13 protein-coding genes are annotated in these 17,565 nt (G+C 74.3%); 10 read left to right on the forward strand and 3 right to left on the reverse strand.

The window, feature by feature from the left end; genetic code table 11:
- Positions 1-33: 33 nt before the first annotated feature.
- Entirely contained in the window at positions 34-1,137 is a 1,104-nt protein-coding gene (locus ACGFK0_RS18125) for an enolase C-terminal domain-like protein (protein ID WP_392906095.1), read from the forward strand.
- Here ACGFK0_RS18125 and ACGFK0_RS18130 read toward each other — a convergent pair.
- On the reverse strand, positions 1,079-5,815 hold the full coding sequence (locus ACGFK0_RS18130) for an HAD-IC family P-type ATPase (protein WP_392906097.1): 4,737 nt from the start codon (positions 5,813-5,815) through the stop codon (positions 1,079-1,081). The genes ACGFK0_RS18125 and ACGFK0_RS18130 overlap by 59 nt on opposite strands.
- Before the next feature lie 209 nt (positions 5,816-6,024).
- On the opposite strand from ACGFK0_RS18130, the gene ACGFK0_RS18135 reads away from it, so the two are divergent.
- Complete coding sequence (locus tag ACGFK0_RS18135; protein ID WP_392906099.1) at positions 6,025-6,219, forward strand: hypothetical protein; 195 nt, start codon at positions 6,025-6,027, stop codon at positions 6,217-6,219.
- A 48-nt stretch (positions 6,220-6,267) separates the two neighbouring features.
- On the opposite strand, the gene ACGFK0_RS18140 is transcribed toward ACGFK0_RS18135, so the two are convergent.
- Complete coding sequence (locus tag ACGFK0_RS18140) at positions 6,268-6,840, reverse strand: hypothetical protein (RefSeq protein WP_392906100.1); 573 nt, start codon at positions 6,838-6,840, stop codon at positions 6,268-6,270.
- Positions 6,841-6,952: 112 nt separating this feature from the next.
- Positions 6,953-8,674, reverse strand: coding sequence for a GAF domain-containing protein (locus tag ACGFK0_RS18145; RefSeq protein WP_392906102.1), 1,722 nt, complete (start codon positions 8,672-8,674; stop codon positions 6,953-6,955).
- A gap of 139 nt (positions 8,675-8,813) precedes the next feature.
- Between ACGFK0_RS18145 and ACGFK0_RS18150 the strand changes: the two genes are divergently transcribed.
- The 8 genes from ACGFK0_RS18150 to ACGFK0_RS18185 all read left to right on the forward strand — a co-directional run bounded on the left by ACGFK0_RS18150 (position 8,814) and on the right by ACGFK0_RS18185 (position 17,382).
- Positions 8,814-9,497, forward strand: coding sequence for a response regulator (locus ACGFK0_RS18150; protein ID WP_392906104.1), 684 nt, complete (start codon positions 8,814-8,816; stop codon positions 9,495-9,497).
- Between the two features lie 70 nt (positions 9,498-9,567).
- Positions 9,568-10,032: a pyridoxamine 5'-phosphate oxidase family protein gene (locus ACGFK0_RS18155; protein WP_392906105.1), complete on the forward strand. Its 465-nt coding sequence runs from the start codon at positions 9,568-9,570 to the stop codon at positions 10,030-10,032.
- Positions 10,033-10,069: 37 nt separating this feature from the next.
- Positions 10,070-10,900, forward strand: coding sequence for a DUF6544 family protein (locus ACGFK0_RS18160; RefSeq protein WP_392906106.1), 831 nt, complete (start codon positions 10,070-10,072; stop codon positions 10,898-10,900).
- A gap of 30 nt (positions 10,901-10,930) precedes the next feature.
- Positions 10,931-12,424, forward strand: a complete 1,494-nt coding sequence (locus ACGFK0_RS18165; protein WP_392906107.1) for an AAA family ATPase — start codon at positions 10,931-10,933, stop codon at positions 12,422-12,424.
- 36 nt (positions 12,425-12,460) lie between these two features.
- Positions 12,461-13,693, forward strand: coding sequence for an acetyl-CoA hydrolase/transferase family protein (locus ACGFK0_RS18170; RefSeq protein WP_392906108.1), 1,233 nt, complete (start codon positions 12,461-12,463; stop codon positions 13,691-13,693).
- Between the two features lie 113 nt (positions 13,694-13,806).
- A complete protein-coding gene (locus tag ACGFK0_RS18175) occupies positions 13,807-14,805 on the forward strand; it encodes an Acg family FMN-binding oxidoreductase (RefSeq protein ID WP_392906110.1) in 999 nt (332 codons plus the stop codon).
- Positions 14,798-16,213, forward strand: a complete 1,416-nt coding sequence (locus ACGFK0_RS18180) for a nitronate monooxygenase (protein WP_392906112.1) — start codon at positions 14,798-14,800, stop codon at positions 16,211-16,213. Before ACGFK0_RS18175 ends, ACGFK0_RS18180 begins: the two co-directional genes overlap by 8 nt.
- Positions 16,210-17,382, forward strand: a complete 1,173-nt coding sequence (locus ACGFK0_RS18185) for a TIGR04053 family radical SAM/SPASM domain-containing protein (RefSeq protein WP_392906114.1) — start codon at positions 16,210-16,212, stop codon at positions 17,380-17,382. Before ACGFK0_RS18180 ends, ACGFK0_RS18185 begins: the two co-directional genes overlap by 4 nt.
- Positions 17,383-17,565: the final 183 nt, after the last annotated feature.

The raw sequence follows: 17,565 nt of genomic DNA on the forward strand, positions 1-17,565 counted from the left end.
AGGGGGGCTGTGGTGGGCGTCAGAGTCGATGGAGTGCGGACCCACGCGTTCGAGGTCTCCACCGATGGGCCCGGCGGGGCCGAGGAGGACGGCACGCTCCGGTGGAACTCCACGACCGTGATCCTCGTGGAGGTGCAGGCCGAGGGGCATACCGGGATCGGCTATACCTACGGGGACGTCTCGGTCGCCGCGTTCGTGGAGTCGACGCTGGCGTCCATCGTCCGGGGCGGTGACGCGCTCACGCCGGCGGTGGCCTGGCATCGCATGTTCGCCGGGATCCGGAACGCCGGACGTCCCGGTGCCGGGGCGATGGCGGTGTCCGCCGTCGACATCGCGCTGTGGGACCTCAAGGCGCGGATCCTCGGCCTCCCGCTCGTCCAGGTGCTGCCGGCCTTCCACGACCGGGTGCCCGTCTACGGCAGCGGGGGGTTCACGAACTACTCCCTGGAGCGGCTCACCAGCCAGCTCGCCGGCTGGGTCGAGCAGGGCATCGGGCGGGTGAAGCTGAAGACGTCCCGCAGGCCCGGGGACGATCCGCGGCGGCTGACGGCCGTCCGGGAGGCGATCGGGCCCGGGCCGGAGCTGTTCGCCGACGCCAACGGGGCCCTGACCCGCAAGGAGGCCCTGTACTGGGCGCGGCGGTTCGCCGAGGAGTGGGACGTCCGCTGGTTCGAGGAACCGGTCTCCTCCGACGACCCCGCGGGGTTGCGGCTGGTGCGCGACCAGGGGCCAGGGGGTCTGGACGTGGCGGCCGGGGAGTACGGATTCGTCCTGAAGGACTTCGCCGAGCTGCTCGACGGGCCCGCCGTGGACTGCCTGCAGGCCGACGTCACCCGCTGCGGCGGGATCACGGGGCTTCTCCAGGTGGCGGGGCTCGCGTCGGTTCAGCAGATCGACCTGTCGGCGCACTGCGCGCCGGCGGTCTCCGCGCATGCGTTCTGCGCGGTGAAGCGGCTCCGGCACCTTGAGTACTTCCACGACCACGTTCGCGTGGAGCGTCTGCTTTTCGACGGGATCCTCGAACCCGGGGACGGCATGCTCGTGCCCGCCACCGACCGTCCAGGGCTGGGCCTCCAGGTCAGGTGGGACGATGCGGAGCCGTATCGCGTGTACGGCGACCGTCCGCCCCGGACGTGACGGATGCGGCCGGCAGCAGCCGCGGGGCGATGGCGGCTCCCAGTGTCGCCGCCGCGGCGGCCGCCGTGACGACCAGCCAGGCGCCCGGCCCCAGCGGGGTGCAGCCGAAGAACCCGCTGAGACCCGGTATCTCGACGACGGCGAACAGTGCACCCGCCGAGACCACACAGGTGGCCATGACGAGGGGGCTGTGCCTGCGGGCGATGAGGGTCTGGCCGAGCTGGGCGCCGACCAGAGCCGCCAGAGCCATCGTGGACGCCCTGCGGCGCCCGCCGGGGATCAGGCCGGTCAGCCTGCCGGCCTGCCAGGAGACCAGGGCGGCGGCCGCGGTGGCGGCGCCGCGCACGGCGAGCGCGGACCGCATGTCGTGGCCGCTGAAGCCGTGGACGGGCGCCCCGCCGAGCGGCTCCGCGTCGTCGGCTCCGTGGCCGGCGGGTGTGAGCGCCACGGCCAGCGCCGGGAGCATGTCGGTGAGCATGTTCACGACGAGCAGCTGCCGGGTGCTGAGCGGGGCGTCCCCGCTCAGGGCCGTCCCGAGGATGGTGAAGGACACCTCCCCCGCGTTGCCGCCGACGAGGATGGCGGCGGCGTCGCGGACGCTGTGCCACAGGGCACGGCCTTCGCGGAGCGCGTCCAGGATCAGCGCGTTGTCCGGTGCCGTGAGGACGAGGTCGGCCGCGGTGCGGGCCGCGCCGGAGCCGCGTCCGGCGACCGCGATGCCGACGTCGGCGCGGCGGATCGCGGCGGCGTCGTTGACGCCGTCGCCCGTCATCGCGACCACCCGGCCGGACCTGCGCAGGTCCTTCACGATGCGCACCTTCTGAGCCGGGGAGACACGGGCGAAGACGGCGGCGCGCTGGACGGCCCGGCGCCGTTCGCCGGCGGTCATGGCGTCGAGCTCGGTTCCGGTGAGGACCCGGTCGGCGTCGGGGATGCCGAGCTCGGCGGCGACGGCCCCGGCGGTGGCCGGATGGTCACCGGTGATCATGGTGGTGCGCACTCCCGCGGCGCACAGCCGCCGCACCGCGTCCTCGGCGGTGGGACGCGGCGTGTCGGCGATGCCGACGAAACCCAGCAGGGTCAGACCCTCGACGTGGCCGGCGATCTCGCCGTGCACCCGGCCCGGGTCGGGGGCCTCGGCGACGGCGAGGACGCGCAGGCCCTGCCCGGCCAGGCGCCGGACGATCGCGGCGGCGGCGCGGCGGCGGGCCGCGGTGAGCGGCTCGTCCCGGTCGGCGGCGTCGCCGGGGACATGGATCCGGGCGCACCGGGCCAGGACCACCTCGGGGGCGCCCTTGACCGCGATGACCGGCCGGCCGCCGTCGCGTCCGAGTGAGGCGGAGAACCCGCGGGTGGCCTCGAAGGGCAGTTCCTCGTCCAGGGTCCACCGGGTGTCCGGCGGCAGATCGCCGGCGGACTCCAGCACGGCCCGGTCGGTGGCGTGCGCGACCCGCCTGCCGTGCGGCGGCGGGCAGGCCCGCGCGGCGACCCGGAGGATGCGCCGCCCGCCGGCGCCGGTGAGCGGGAGCGGCCGTGCCGGGCCGGCGGCTCGGACCAGGCGGAGCCTGCCCTCGGTGAGGGTGCCGGTCTTGTCGAAGCACAGGGTGTCGACGCGGCCCAGCGCTTCGAGCGCGCGGGTGGAGCGGACCAGCACGCCGAGGCGCGACAGCCGCCGTGCCGCCGCGAGCTGCGACAGGGTGGCGACCAGGGGCAGTCCTTCGGGGACGGCGGCCACGGCGACGGCGATGCCCGATTCGAGGGCGCGGTGCAGCGGCAGGCCGCGCAGCATGCCCAGCGCGGTGACGGACGCGCCGCCGAGGAGGGTGGCGGGGAGGGCCTGGTGGGTGAGTTCGGCGAGATGCGCCTGCATGCTGGACGAGGCGTCCGCCGCCCCGGCCAGGGCCGCGGCCCGGCCGGTCTCGGTGGCCTCGGCGGTGGCGACGACGAGGGCGACCGCGCCGCCGGCGACGACGGTGGTGCCCTCGTAGACCATGCAGTACCGGTCGGCCGGGTCGGCGCCCGGCGCCGGCTCGATGCTCTTGCCGACGGGCACCGACTCCCCGGTGAGCGTCGCCTCGTCCACCTCCAGCGACTCCGCCCACAGCAGCCGGGCGTCCGCCGGCACGACGTCCTCGGGGCGCAAGTGGATCACATCGCCGATCCGCAGGCGGCCGGCCGGGAGCTGCTCGGTGGCGGCGGACCGCAGATACGCGAACGCGTCCGGGTCCCCGGCGCCGGGCCGCGGGGGGCGGGCTGCGCCGTCCCGCGGGGGGCGGGCGGCGCCGTCCCGCAGGCGGCGGGCGGCGACCTGCTGTCCCAGGAGCAGTTCGCCCAGGACGCGCTCCGCCCGCATCCGCTGCACGCCCCCGATGACGGCGTTGCCCGTCATGACCCCGGTGACCAGCAGCGCGTCCACGCTCGACCCCACCACGGCGGACGCCGCCGCGCCGAGCGCGAGCACGGGGGTCAGCGGATCGTCGAGTTCCTGCCGCACCGCCGCCGCCAGGCGCAGGCCCGCCCCGACCGGCCGGACCACCGTCCATTGCAGGGGCGGCACCGCCGCCAGCCCGGCGCGGACGGCGGCGGCACGCGAACCCGGGCCCCGCGTCCCGGTTTCGCCGGGCGCGGGTTCGGCGGCGGTGCGGTACAACCGCCCGAAGACCTCCTCGGCGGTGAGGGCGTGCCAGGCGTCGCGGACGACGGGCGGCGGCAGCGGCCGGTGGTCCAGCCGCCGGGCGCTGACCGCGTTGGCCAGCATCGCCATCATGCCCGCCACGTGCACCGGCGGGAGGTCGCGCCAGTACGCGATCCCGCGGCGCCGGGGCCGTCCCCCGGCGAGCAGGAGCGCGCCGAGCGCCGACGCGCTCAGGGACAGCTCCGCGGCGCGGTCACTGGCGCGCCTCGCCGGCCGGACCGCCGTCAGCAACCGCCACGCCTCACCGAGTCCCGGGCCGCACACCAGGTCGGCGCGCCAGTCGGCCGACCCGTCGCCGCACAGCACGCTCACTCCGACGTCGGCCGCGTCCAGCGCCCGGTCCTGACCGCGGGCGATCACCAGGACCCCGTGGCCCTCGCGCTGCAGGGCGCGCACGGAGTCCGCCAGGTCACGGGCGGCCACCGGGGAGTCGTCGCCCCAGGCCACCAGCTCCCTCGTGCTGGCGTGCTCGGTCAGGACGACCACGTCGGCCGCCTCGTGCGCCGCCGCCAGCAGCGCCTCGGCCAGCGGATCGAGCGAGCAGCCCACCTGCACATGGCCGCACCGCCGGTCTTGTCCGTCCAGCAGGTCCAGTGCGGTGCCCGGCGGGTCGGCGGGACCACCGTCCGCCGTCCTGACCAGGCGCCATTCCGGCGCCGTGTCCGGGTCGCCGCCCTCGCCGCCGGACCGCCCGGCCTGCCACGGGCCGGGCCCGGCCAGGTCTCCGGCGCCGAGGCCGGCGAGCAGCGTGCCGGCCACGCGCCACACGCCCGCGTCGTCCAGGCCGTCGCCGGTGGCGTCCGCCGACAGCAGCCGCGGCCGCCCCGCGCACAGCACCGCGGAGTCGATCACCACCGCGCCGACCCGGTCGAGCCGGCGCAGCGCGGCCGGGTCCAGCACCACCGCGCCGCGGCCGGCGAGGTCGTGCGCCAGCACCGCGGCGAACGCCTCCCGGCCGTGCCGCGCCGCCTTGGGCATGGTCGCCAGCAGCAGGTCGGCGGCGCGGGACGCGTCCCCCGTGGCCGCCATGACGCCGGATCCGCCCAGCAGATGTCCGAGCGCCGTGCGGTTCCCGGTCTTCTCCACCGGGCCGTCCGGCAGGGGGCACGGCCGCCGGACCCGGGTCCCGCACTCCTGCGGCTGCCGCCCGGCCACCGCGAGATGCGGCTCGCGGCGCCGCCACGCCTCGCGGCGCGCCCCGATCTCGTAGAGCTGGAACACCCGGTGCACGGCGTCCGAGGCCAGCGGGGCCACGCCCTGCCCGGCCCCCTGGACGACGGCGTTGGCGGCCCCGAGCAGGGCATCGGTGCGCGGCCCGCCGAGCCGCCGCTCCAGCGCCGTCCGCACCCGCGGCATCGAGTCCACCAGCGACACCGCCGCCCGCACCGGGCTCGGCATCGGCGGAAGGGCCAGCAGCCTGGCCGCCGTGGCGGCGGCCGACCCCACGCAGTCCGCCGCGAGGGCGGACACGGCCGCCGCCCACGCCATCTCGTCGTCGGGGCGGCACGCGTGCGCGTCCTCGTCGAACCGGGCGGCGTCGTGCGCCTTCTCCACGTCCTGGACCGCCGCCACCAGGGTGCTCAGGGCCACGTCGGGTTCCGCGTACGCCACCAGGATGTGGCCGGTGACCGCGTTCACCTCGGCCCAGTCCACGCCGTCCAGCCGCTGCAGCGCCCCCGTCAGGGCCCGCACGTACCGCCGGTGCGGCCGCCCGCCGCCCGACAGGCCGTTCACCTGGATGTGAGCATGTCCGCCGTGCGCCCACACGCGCCGCCGGGTGCCTCCGGCGGCCAGGGCGGCGAGCGCGCCCGCGGCCCGGGAGGCGCCGTGCGCGCCCTCGTCCACGGCCTTGCGCACGGGCCGCACGGGCCGGGCCCGCACTCCCGCCTTCGCTCCTCGTACGGCCAGCGTGGACGCCGTATCCGCCGCGGCGACCGGCACGCTCAGCACCGTCCTGGCCAGGGACGCCCCCCGAATCGCCACCGCCCGCTCCTCCTGACCGCGGATGCCCGCCCCACCGACGAACGCCGGTTACCCGCGGCTACGCTGCGTAAACAGCGGTGGTCGCGGTGGGGACGGCGGGGAGCACGGCGTGGGGACGGCGGCACCGGTGGCCGTTAGAGCGGGGCGTCGCCGGGTAGCAGCGCGATGTCGGCATAGCCGGTGATCCGCCGGGACCATGGGGGGCAGAGATGACCACGCCTGAAGAGAACGCGCCGAAAACAGAGGACACGGACCAGGTCGTGATGAAGCCGGGTGGTGACCGGGGTCGCGACCCCGAGCAGGAACCCAGGCCGCGGCCTGACGATCGCACGGAGCTCGGCGCCGAACTCGAAGAGAAGCTGTCGGAGAAGGGGCTCTCCCGCGACGACTTCTCGGAGTCTTGAACACGATCAAGGGGCGCCCGGCGGGGGGCGCCCCTTGGGTCGGTGCGGTTACTTGACGAAGGGGAACCGCTTGGCCAGGCGGGTCTCGCCCCACCAGCGGCCCAGGCCCAGGGTGTCACCGGCGCTGACCAGGGCCAGCCCGACGATGACGATCGCGTAGATCAGGTGGTCGTCCATGAACGGGTTGTTCGCCGGGGGCAGGACCGCCGTCCACATCATCACCAGCAGCGCCGTGCCGGCCACCGCGGCCAGCCGCATCCCGATGCCCAGGATGAGGGCGGCGCCGATGCCGGCCAGGCCCAGCATGAACAGCCAGTCCGCCCACACCGCCCCCGCGATGTCGTTGTAGAACCCCGCGAACGGGCCCTCAGGGCTGTTGGCCAGGAACCCCTCGGTGGGACTGCCGCCGTCGACCCACGCCTTGGCGGCGGGGGTCTCGTGGCCCAGACCGAACATCTTGTCCAGGAACGCCCACGCGAACACCCAGCCCAGCGCCAGCCGCGCAGCCGCCCACACATACCGCGCCGCAGGCGACTCGGTCAGCGGCCCGGTGGCCATCACCCGCACCAGCGTCCGGTGCCCCTGGTGGTTCGTGTGCACCTTGTGCTCGGAGACTGCCATCGCCGTCTCACCTTCCATCACATCGCCGTTTCGCTTCACCTATGACTCAACCGCGGGCGGCGGGCGGGCCGTAGGTACGTTCGGCGCATGATCGGCGGGACGAAGGTCCCCTCTATGCGGGCTTCAGGGGGACGCGCCAGACGAGGACGGTGCCGCCGCCGGGACGGTCCCGGGTGGTGCAGTCGCCGCCCAGTCCCCCGGCGCGGTCGGACATGTTGCGCAGGCCACTGCGGCGGCCGCCCTGGGGGATGCCGACGCCGTCGTCCTCGACGCGGAGGGTCAGGTCCTCGTCGCCGACGTCGATCACCACCATGGTCTCGGTGGCGCGGGCGTGCCGGGCCACGTTCGAGAGGGCCTCCCGGACGACGGCCAGAAGATGGTCGCCGGTCTCGTCGTCGACGGCGGTGTCCAGGAGGCCGTCCAGCCGGACCGAGGGCGCGAAGCCGAGCTGTTCGGCGGCCGCGTCGACCAGGGCGTGGACGCGGCTGCGCAGCGACTCCTCGTCGGCGGGGGTCTGCAGCGCGAAGATGGACGAGCGGATCTGCCGGATCGTGTCGTCCAGGTCGTCCACCGCCCGCTGGACCCGGACGGCCACCTCCCGCTTCTGTGTGATCTTGCCCACGGCCATCAGCGTCATCGCGGTGGCGAAGAGCCGCTGGATGACGGTGTCGTGCAGGTCCTTGGCGATCCGGTCGCGGTCCTCCAGCAGTGCGAGCCGCTCGGTGTCGCGGCGCCGGTCGCCCAGTTCCAGCGCCACCGCCGCCTGCCCCGCGAACGTCTCCAGCAGCCGCTGGGTGCCCTCGGTGAACACCGCGCCGCCCGGCGGGTTGATCACCGAGATCACGCCGCGCGCGGAGGCCCCGAGGCCGAGCGGGACCGCCACCACCGGGCCGGCCGCCGGTTCGCCGTCCGGGGCGTCGTCCTCGCGGGCGGCCTCGGCGCCGGCCAGCCGCAGCGCCGCGCCCTCGGCGAACACCCTCCCGATGACCGAATGATCACGGGGGATGTGCAGCCCCTGGAGCCGGTCGGCGCCGTCGCCGTCCGCGGCCTCGAACACGAAGCCCTGCCCGTCCTCGTCGGCCAGCGCCACGGTGCCGAGCGCGGCGCCGGCGATCTGCCGGGCCCGCTCGGCGACCAGCGCGGTCACCTGATGCGTGCCGACGCCGGACAGGAGCGCGGTCGAGATCTCCGCCGACGCCTCCAGCCACCGCTCCCGCCGCCGGGTCTCCTCGTACAGCCGGGCGTTCTCGATCGCGACGCCCGCCGCGGTGGCCAGCGCGGTCACCACGATCTGGTCCTCCTCCTCGAACTCGCCGCCGCCGGCCTTCTCGGTGAGGTACAGGTTCCCGAACACCTCGTCCCGCACCCGGATCGGGACTCCCAGGAACGTCCGCATCGGCGGGTGGCCGGGCGGGAACCCGTAGGACTCGGCGTGCTCGCTCAGGTCCGGGAGCCGCAGCGGGCGCGGGTCCTTGATCAGCAGCCCGAGGATGCCGTGGCCGTGCGGCCACGGGCCGATCTCGGTGATCTCCTCGTCGCCGACGCCGGTGGTGACGAACCGGACCAGCCGCTCGCCGTCGTCGCCGATCACCCCGAGGGCGCCGTAGCGGGCGTCGACCAGGGTCGTGGCGGCCTCGATGATCCGGTGCAGCACCGTCTCCAGCTCCAGGTCGCTGCCGATGGAGACCACCGCCTCCAGCAGCGCGTGCACCCGGTCGCGGGTGGCGCGGGCCGTCTCCAGCCGCGCCTGCAGTTCGGTCAGCAGATCGTCCAGCTGAAGCTGGGGCAGAATCAGCCTCGCCCGATCATCTTCGAAACGAGATTCGTCGGCCACACCGCCAGTATCCCCGCATCTGCCGGAGAGCGTCAGCCGGGACCTAGGTCCTTCCGGTCGCGGGACGTCCCGCTGCTGTGTCGCGGCACGCGCGGCGGGTACCGTCTGATCCGTCACCACCGAGCAGAGAGAAGAGCCGATGACTGACCCGGGGAACGCGGAGCCGATCAGGGTGTTCCTGGTGGACGACCACGAGGTCGTGCGCCGCGGGGTGGCGGCGCTGCTCTCGGCCGAGGACGACATCGAGATCGCCGGTGAGGCCGGCAACGCCTCCCAGGCCCTGGCCCGCATCCCCGCGTCCCGGCCGGACGTGGCCGTCCTCGACGTCCGGCTTCCGGACGGCGACGGCGTGAGCGTCTGCCGGGAACTGCGGTCACAGATGCCGGACCTGGCGTGCCTGATGCTCACCTCCTACGACGACGAGGACGCCCTCTTCGAGGCGGTGATGGCCGGGGCCGCCGGCTACGTCCTCAAGCAGATCCACGGATCGGACCTGGTCGGCGCCGTCCGTACCGTCGCTACCGGCCAGTCCCTGCTCGACCCCCGCTCGACCGCCCGCATGCTGCAGCGGCTGCGCGACCGGCAGGAGAAGAAGGACCCGCTGAAGGGCCTGACCGAGCAGGAACGCCACATCCTGGAGCTCATCGGCGAGGGCCTGACGAACCGGCAGATCGGCGAACGCCTGTTCCTCGCGGAGAAGACGGTCAAGAACTACATCTCCAACCTGTTCTCCAAGCTCGGAATGAGCCGCCGGACCCAGGCCGCCGCCCTCGCCGCCCAGCTCAAGGCGGATGCCGCGAAGTCCAAGGGCCTGCGGGACTGATGCCTTCCGAGGCCGTTCACGGGGACCTTCGTCCCTGACGGCCCGATACCCGCCCCGGAAGCCTGGAGGCATGCACCTCGATCACAGCGGTCTGGAGATCCTCGACCGGGACGAATGCCTGGCCCTGCTCGCCCGCACGGCCGTCGGCCGGATCGTGTTCACGCATCAGGCGCTCCCCGCTGTCCAGCCGGTGAACTTCGCGTTCAACGGCACCGACATCGTGATCAGGACGTCCGGCGCCTCGCGGCTCGCGACCGCCGCCACCGGCACGATCGTCGCTTTCGAGGTCGACGAGTTCGACACCGGCGCCCGGACGGGCTGGTCCGTCGTCGCGATCGGCCCCGCCCGCCATGTCACCGCCCCGGACGAGCTGCGCGTCCTCGAACGCCTCCCGCTGGAGACCTGGGCCGCCGGCGAACGCGACCACTACATCTGCCTGCGTCCCGAGCTCATCACCGGCCGCCGGATCCCGGCCGCGGGACCTTCGTCCGCAGATCGAGGGCCAACGGCCCTCCTTGCGCGGGGCACCGGCTGATTCGCTGTCCTTGGTCACCTCGTCCAGGGAGATGCTGATGAGCACGCAGTTCGCGGAACGCCCCACCACGTCCGGCGAGGTCGCCGAGGCTCCCCGCAAACCCGTCCCGGTGCCGCGGCTGACGGCCGCCGCCCGGCGCGGCTGGCGCGATCTGGCGACGCCCTCGGAGCCGGGAAGGCCCTACGACCCCGACATGGTGCGGGACCTGCCCGCACCCGCCCGGCGCTGGCTGAACCACGCCATCCGGGCCGGGACACCGCTCCGCGGCGCGGCGCTGCTGGAGATGCGGGGACGGATCCGGCTCGGCGCCTGGTGGCCCTCGTTCCACGCCACGCAGATCCTCAGCCCGCCGTCCGGTTTCGTCTGGGCGGCGACCGCGCACGCCGCCGGCCTCACGGTCCGGGGGTACGACCGGTACAGCGGCGGGAAGGGCGAGATGCGGTGGCGGCTGATGGGCGCCGTCCCCGTCATGTCGGCCAAGGGACCCGACATCTCGCTCAGCGCGGCCGGCCGGCTGGCGAGCGAGTTCGTCTTCGTCCCGGCGGTGGCGCTTTCGCCGGCGGTCCGCTGGGAACCGGTCGACGACCAGCGCGCACGCGCCCACGTGGCCATCGCCGGACGGGACCACGCCGTCACGCTGACGGTGGCGCCGGACGGGGCGCTCAGGGTGGTCTCGCTCCCCCGCTGGGGCAGCCCCGGGAACGGCCCGTTCAGAGAGCACCCGTTCTCCGTCATCGTCGAAGAGGAGGCCGCCTTCGGCGGATACACCATCCCCTCCACAGTTAGCGCGGGCTGGTCCTGGGGAAGTGAGCGACAGCCGGCCGGCGAATTCATCCGGTTCACCCTGGACCGCGCCGACCATTTCTGAACGCGACCGAGACCCCTGGAGGTCATACCGATGAACGCCGCCGTGAGCGAGACCCACATCGGCGTGGTCTTCTTCGTGGGCGACCGGGCCTACAAGCTCAAGAAACCGGTGGACGTGGGATTCCTCGACTTCAGCACGCGGGAGCTGCGCGAGAGGGCATGCCATGAGGAGGTCCGGCTCAACCGGCGTTTCGCGCCGGACGTCTACCTCGGTGTCTCCGACGTGCACGCGCCGGGCGGCGGCGAGGTCTGCGACCACCTGGTCGTGATGCGGCGGATGCCGGCGGACCGCCGCCTGTCCACCCTGGTGGAGGCCGGCGCGCCGGTCGAGGACGCGCTCCGCGACACCGCCCGCATCCTGGCGGCCTGGCACGCCGAGGCGCCGCGCGGACCGCAGATCGCCGCCCAGGGCACCCGCGACGCCGTCCGGGGCCGCTGGAACGACAGCTTCGACCAGGTGCGCCCCTTCCACGACCGAGCCGTCGACGGCGCGGCGGCCACCGAGGTCGAGGAACTCACGACCGCCTTCCTCGCCGGCCGCGAGGCGCTGTTCGACGCGCGCATCGCCGACGGCCGGGTGGTCGACGGCCACGGCGACCTGCTGGCCGGCGACATCTTCTGCCTGGACGACGGGCCGCGCCTCCTCGACTGCCTGGAATTCGACCCGACGCTGCGCAGCCTGGACGGCCTCGACGACGCGTCGTTCCTCGCCATGGACCTCGAACGTCTCGGCGCACCCGGACTCGCCGAACGCTTCATCGACTCGTACGCGGGTTTCGCGGCCGACCCGGCGCCGCCCTCGCTGCGCCACCACTACGTCGCGTACCGGGCGTTCGTCCGCGCCAAGGTCGCGTGCCTGCGCTACGGCCAGGGCGTCCCGGAGGCCGCCGACGAGGCGCACGCCTACACCGACGTCGCACTGCGTCATCTGCGCGCGGGGAAGGTCGATCTGATCCTGGTGGGCGGGCTCCCCGGCACGGGCAAGACGTCCCTCGCCGGCGCGCTGGCCGACCGGCTCGGCTGCTCACTGCTCAGTACCGACCGCGTCCGCAAGGAACTCGCCGGCCTCCCGCCCGAGGACTCCGCCGCCGCCGCTTACGGCACCGGGATCTACACCCCGGAGTGGAGCAGGCGCACCTACCGCGAGCTGGCCGGACGCGCGGCGAGCCTGCTCCGGCTCGGTGAGACCGTCATCCTGGACGCGTCCTGGTCCGCGAAGGAGGAACGGGATCTGATCGCCGCCGTGGCCGAACGCGAGCATGCGCATCTGATGTCCCTCCGCTGCGAGGCCCCCGAATCCGTCGCCACCGAACGCATGCGGGTCCGCGCCCGCTCGCGGGGCATCTCCGACGCCGACGCCGGCATCGCCGCGGCCATGCGGGCGGACGCGGCCCCGTGGCCCGAGTCGGTCGCGGTCGACACCGGCGGAACGGTGGAGAACGCCGTCGGACAGGCCCTCGCCGCCGTCCGGCCGGCGGGCGCCGAACACCTCTGGCACCGCCGCCCGCTCCTGTCCCCCGGCTGACTTGCGGTGCAACGCCGATGACTGGAGGATTCACCGATGCGGGTGATCTCGGAGACACACCTCGGCGCCGTCCTGTCCGGTCTGCCGGGCCGGCCGCGGGTGGTGGCCGGCGGCAACTTCGCCACGCCGGGCCGGGCGCTGGCCGTCCTGGACGAGGCGCTCGCGGAGTACCGGCTGTTCATGCTGAACGCCCAGGGCGAGCTGCCCGACCGCGACGGGGTGGAACTGGAGACCCCGTTCGTCGGCGCCGGGATGCGCGGCCGGGACGGCCTGCGGTACTACCCCTCGCGGCTGTCGCTGGTGCCCAACCTGCTCAAGGAGCTGCTGCCGCCGGACGTGGTGGTGATGCAGACGTCCATGCCCGCGGGCGGGACGGTCTCGCTCGGCATCGAGGTGAACATCCTGCCCGCCGCGATCGAGGCCGTCCGGGAACGCGGCGGCCTGGTGATCGCCCAGCTGAACCCGCGGATGCCCTACACCTACGGCGACTCCGTCCTGGCCCTGGAGGACGTCGACTACGCCATCGAGACGGACGAGCCGCTCGCCACACCCGTACCGCGGCCCCCCGGTGACGTCGCGCGGGAGATCGGGCAGCGGGTCGCGCGGCTCGTCCCCGAGGCGGCGACGCTGCAGCTCGGCATCGGCGGCATACCCGACGCGGTGCTGGCCTCGCTGCTGGACCGCCGGGGCCTCGGGGTGTGGTCGGAGATGTTCAGCGACGGCGTCCTGGCCCTGGAGAAGGCCGGCGCGCTCGACACCGCCACGCCCATCACCTCCTCGTTCGCCTTCGGCAGCCGCGAACTGTACGACTGGGCCGACCGCAACGAACGCGTCCGGATGCTGCGCACCGAGAAGACCAACGACCCCGGTCTGATCGCCCGCAGACCACGCCTGGTCTCCGTGAACTCCGCCCTCCAGGTCGATCTGTACGCCCAGGCCAACGCCAGCCGCGTGCGCGGGGTCATCTACTCCGGGTTCGGCGGCCAGACCGACTTCGTCGTCGGCGCCCTGCACTCCCCCGGCGGACGCGCCGTCATCGCGCTGCCGTCCTGGCATCCCCGCGCGGACGTCTCCACCGTCATACCGTGCCTGGCCGGGCCGGTCACCTCGTTCCAGCACAGCTACATCGTCAGCGAACAGGGCACCGCCGCCGTCTGGGGCCGCGACGCCGCGTCCCAGGCCCAGCAGATCGTGGACGAGGTCGCCCACCCCTCCGTACGCGACGAACTGCGCGAAGAAGGCCGCAGGCTCGGTTTCCCGCTGCGCTGATCCGGCCCGTTCGCACGCCTTTGGTCCCCTCCTTGAGGGACCTTCGTCCCTGTGGCGGCGCACCGGCGACCGGGGAGCCTGTCGTTACAGCGTCTGCACGTGGGAGGAACGCCATGCCCCACCCGTTCGCCACACACGTCGGGGTCCGGCGCCTGGTGTCCGCGGCCATCGCGGCACCGTCGGTGCACAACACCCAGCCCTGGCGGTTCCGGCTCGTCGACACGGCGGTGCTGGAACTGCACGCCGACCCGGACCGAAGGCTGGACGTCATCGACCCGCGTGGCCGGGCCCTGTTCATCAGCTGCGGTGCGGCGCTGCTCAACCTGCGGCTGGCGATCCGTATGACCGGCCACAAGCCCCACGTCCAACCCATCCCGGACGCCGTGGACAGCCCCACGCTGCTGGCGTCCGTCCAGGCCATGGACGCGCCCATGCCCACGATCGGCCAGTCCGAGCTGTACGCGACGATCCCGCACCGGCGCACCAACCGGAGCCCGTTCAGCAAACGCCTGGTCCCGCGGCTGGTCCGCGAGGAGCTGATGGCCGCCGCGCGGGCCGAGGGGGTTGCCCTGAGCCTGCCGGGGCCGCAGGCCACGGCGTATCTGCTCAGCCTCGTCGCGGCGGCGGACGGGAAACTGGCCGCCGACGCCGGCTACCTCGCCGAACTGGCCCGCTGGACACCGGACCGCACCCGCGGCGACGGCGTCCCCTGGTACGCGTACGGGCCGCGGCCGAGCGGGCGCGGCGTCCCGCTGCGGGACTTCGGCCTCGCCGGGCCGGGGTCCGGGCGGCCGGTCGACGACTTCGCCGCCCGCCCCCAGCTCGGCGTCCTGCTCACCAAGGGCGACGGCCCCGCGGACTGGCTGCGGGCCGGGCAGGGCCTGCAGCGGGTGCTGCTGACCGCCACGCGGCACGGGGTGGCGACCTCGATGCTGTGCCAGCCCCTCGACATGCTGGCCGCGGACCGGTCGGACCCGGCCGCCGAACGGCCGCCCGGCCACATCCAGGCGATCATCCGGTTCGGGTACGGGCCACCGGTTCCCGGCACGCCACGCCGGCCGTTCCCCGAGGTGCTGACCCGGTCGGCGACGGCGCGGAGCCAGCATGCCTGAGCCCCGCATCATCCAGGGCGGCATGGGCGCGGGAGTGTCGGGATGGCGGCTGGCGCGCGCCGTGGCCGCGACCGGGCAGCTCGGCGTGGTCTCCGGGGTGGCGCTGGACGCGCTGCTGGCGCGCGGGCTCCAGGCCGGGGACCCGGGAGGCGACCTGCGCCGCGCGCTCGGCCACTTCCCCGTCCCGGAGGTGGCCGAGCGGATCCTGCGGCGCTACTTCGTCCCCGGCGGGATCGAGCCCGGCCGCCCCTTCCGCCCGGTGCCGAGGCTCGGGCTGCGGCCGAACAGGAGCCGGGACGAGCTGATCGCCGCCGGCAACTTCGCCGAGGTGTGGCTCGCCAGGCAGGGGCACGACGGCCAGGTCGGGATCAACTACCTGGAGAAGATCCAGATCGCGACCCCGCCCGCCGTCTTCGGCGCGATGCTGGCCGGGGTCGACTACGTCCTGATGGGGGCCGGCATCCCGAGCGAGATCCCCGTGCTGATGGACGCGCTGGCCGCCCTGCATCCCGCGCATCTGACGGTGACGGTCGCCGGCGCGGACACCGGCCGCACCATCGAGTTCGACCCGGTGTCACTGGCCGGGCCGGGGACGCCGATGGCACGCCCGTGCCGGCCGCGCCTGCTGGCCATCGTCTCCTCGTCCGTCCTGGCCATGTACCTGAACCGGTCGCCGGTCACGCGGCCGGACGGGTTCGTCGTGGAGACGCCGGTCGCGGGCGGGCACAGCGCGCCGCCCCGCGGGCGGATGCGCCTCGACGACGACGGCGAGCCCGTCTACGGCCCGCGCGACCACGTCGACCTGGCCAAGGTGGCCGCGCTCGGGCTGCCGTTCTGGGTGGCCGGCGGCTACGCCAGGCCCGGCGCACTGGCCGGGGCCCGCGCCCTGGGCGCCACCGGGATCCAGGCCGGCAGCATCTTCGCGCTGTGCCGGGAGTCCGGCCTGGAGCCCGGGCTGCGGCGGCGGCTCGTCCGGCAGGCGATGGACGGCGACCTGCGGGTGCGCAACGACCCGCGGGCCTCACCGGCCGGGTTCCCGTTCAAGGTCGCGCCGCTGCCGGAGACCCTCTCCGACGACGACGTCTACGAGAAGCGGCCCAGGCTGTGCGACCTGGGCTACCTGCGGACGCCCTACCTCAAGGCGAACGGAGCGGTCGGCTACCGCTGCGCCGCCGAGCCCGTCGACGACTACGTCCGCAAGGGAGGGGCCGCCGAGGACACCGACGGCCGCCGCTGCCTGTGCAACGCGCTCGTCACCAACGTCGGGCTCGGCCAGCACCGGGCGGACGGCTACGTCGAGCCGCCCCTGCTGACCCTCGGCCAGGACCTCGGGTTCCTGCCCGGCCTCCTCCACGCGGACGGGGAGTACTCCGCCGCCGACGCCGTCGACTACCTGATGAAGCCATGACACAGATCCGCGTTCCCCGCCATGACCCCGCCGACCGGCCGTTCATCGTGATCTGGGAGGCGACGCGGGCGTGCCCGCTGGCGTGCCGGCACTGCCGCGCCGAGGCCCTGCCCGACCGGAACCCGGAGGAACTCACCACCGCCGAGGCGTGCGACCTGATGGCGCAGGTCGCCGCGTTCGGGACGCCGCCGCCGCTGTTCGTCATCACCGGAGGCGACCCGTTCCAGCGGCCGGACCTGTTCGACCTGGTCCGGCACGGTACGCGGCTCGGCCTGCCGGTCTCGGTCTCCCCGTCGGGCACACCGACGCTGACCAGGGCGAACCTCGCCGGGCTGAGGGAGGCGGGCGCGCGGGCCATCTCCCTGAGCCTGGACGGTTCGTCCGCGCGGATCCACGACGACTTCCGCGCCACCCGGGGCGTGTACGGCTGGACGCTGGACGCCTGGCGCGCCGCCCATGACCTGGGGCTCAAGGTGCAGATCAACACGACCGTCTCCGGGCACAACCTGACCGATCTGGCGGAGGTCGTCCGGGTGGTCCACGCGATGAAGGCGCTGACCTGGAGCGCGTTCCTGCTCGTTCCGACCGGCCGGGGCCGGCTGCTTCCCGGGCTCGATCCGCACCAGGTCGAGGACGTGCTCAACTTCGTGTACGACGCCGGGGCGTTCGTCCCTGCCCGCACGACCGAGGCGCACCACTTCCGCCGCGTCGTCCTCCAGCGGGAGATCCTGCGGCGGCACGGGGACGACCATGTGGCCGTGCTGGGGCTGGGGCCGCTCTACCGGGAGCTGCGGGAGCGGCTGGCCGAACTGGCCCTGCCGGTGCGGCGGGCCCGCCGTCCGCCCATGGACGTCGGCTCCGCGCGCGGGTTCGTGTTCGTGTCGCATCTGGGGGCCGTGCATCCCAGCGGGTTCCTGCCGGCCGCCGCGGGCGACGTCCGCCGCGAGAGGCTCACCGACGTGTACCGGACCTCTGCGCTGTTCGCCGGATTGCGCGATCCCGGCAACCTGACCGGAAGGTGCGGCGCCTGCGAGTTCAAGGCGGTCTGCGGCGGTTCGCGCTCGCGGGCCCTGGCCCTGTCGGGGGACCCGTACGCGGAGGAGCCGTGGTGCTCCTACCGGCCGGGGACGTTCCCTTACCAGGATGAGCTCGCCGCCGCCCTCCACTGACCCGGAATGTTTGCGTTAACCGACTGAACTGTTAACGATCTGCGGGACAGGTACGCGTTACAGCTGGTCAAAGCCGTACAGATCGAACGCTTGCGGGGCGGCGCTTCTCAGGTGTTGACGCACGTCGTGATAACGCTAACAATCGGGTGGCGAGTTGGGTCACGGTTGTGACGCGGCGCACAC

This window comes from Spirillospora sp. NPDC048823 (genome assembly GCF_043198445.1).
Classification (GTDB): Bacteria; Actinomycetota; Actinomycetes; order Streptosporangiales; family Streptosporangiaceae; genus Spirillospora.

Excerpts from the sequence above, each read along its gene's own strand:
- ACGFK0_RS18170 (WP_392906108.1), top strand. The coding sequence starts at position 12,461 with ATGCGGGTGATCTCGGAGACACACCTCGGCGCCGTCCTGTCCGGTCTG.
- ACGFK0_RS18160 (WP_392906106.1), top strand. The coding sequence starts at position 10,070 with ATGAGCACGCAGTTCGCGGAACGCCCCACCACGTCCGGCGAGGTCGCC.
- ACGFK0_RS18135 (WP_392906099.1), top strand. The coding sequence starts at position 6,025 with ATGACCACGCCTGAAGAGAACGCGCCGAAAACAGAGGACACGGACCAG.
- ACGFK0_RS18140 (WP_392906100.1), bottom strand. The coding sequence starts at position 6,840 with ATGGCAGTCTCCGAGCACAAGGTGCACACGAACCACCAGGGGCACCGG.
- ACGFK0_RS18175 (WP_392906110.1), top strand. The coding sequence starts at position 13,807 with ATGCCCCACCCGTTCGCCACACACGTCGGGGTCCGGCGCCTGGTGTCC.
- ACGFK0_RS18165 (WP_392906107.1), top strand. The coding sequence starts at position 10,931 with ATGAACGCCGCCGTGAGCGAGACCCACATCGGCGTGGTCTTCTTCGTG.
- ACGFK0_RS18155 (WP_392906105.1), top strand. The coding sequence starts at position 9,568 with ATGCACCTCGATCACAGCGGTCTGGAGATCCTCGACCGGGACGAATGC.
- ACGFK0_RS18180 (WP_392906112.1), top strand. The coding sequence starts at position 14,798 with ATGCCTGAGCCCCGCATCATCCAGGGCGGCATGGGCGCGGGAGTGTCG.
- ACGFK0_RS18150 (WP_392906104.1), top strand. The coding sequence starts at position 8,814 with ATGACTGACCCGGGGAACGCGGAGCCGATCAGGGTGTTCCTGGTGGAC.
- ACGFK0_RS18185 (WP_392906114.1), top strand. The coding sequence starts at position 16,210 with ATGACACAGATCCGCGTTCCCCGCCATGACCCCGCCGACCGGCCGTTC.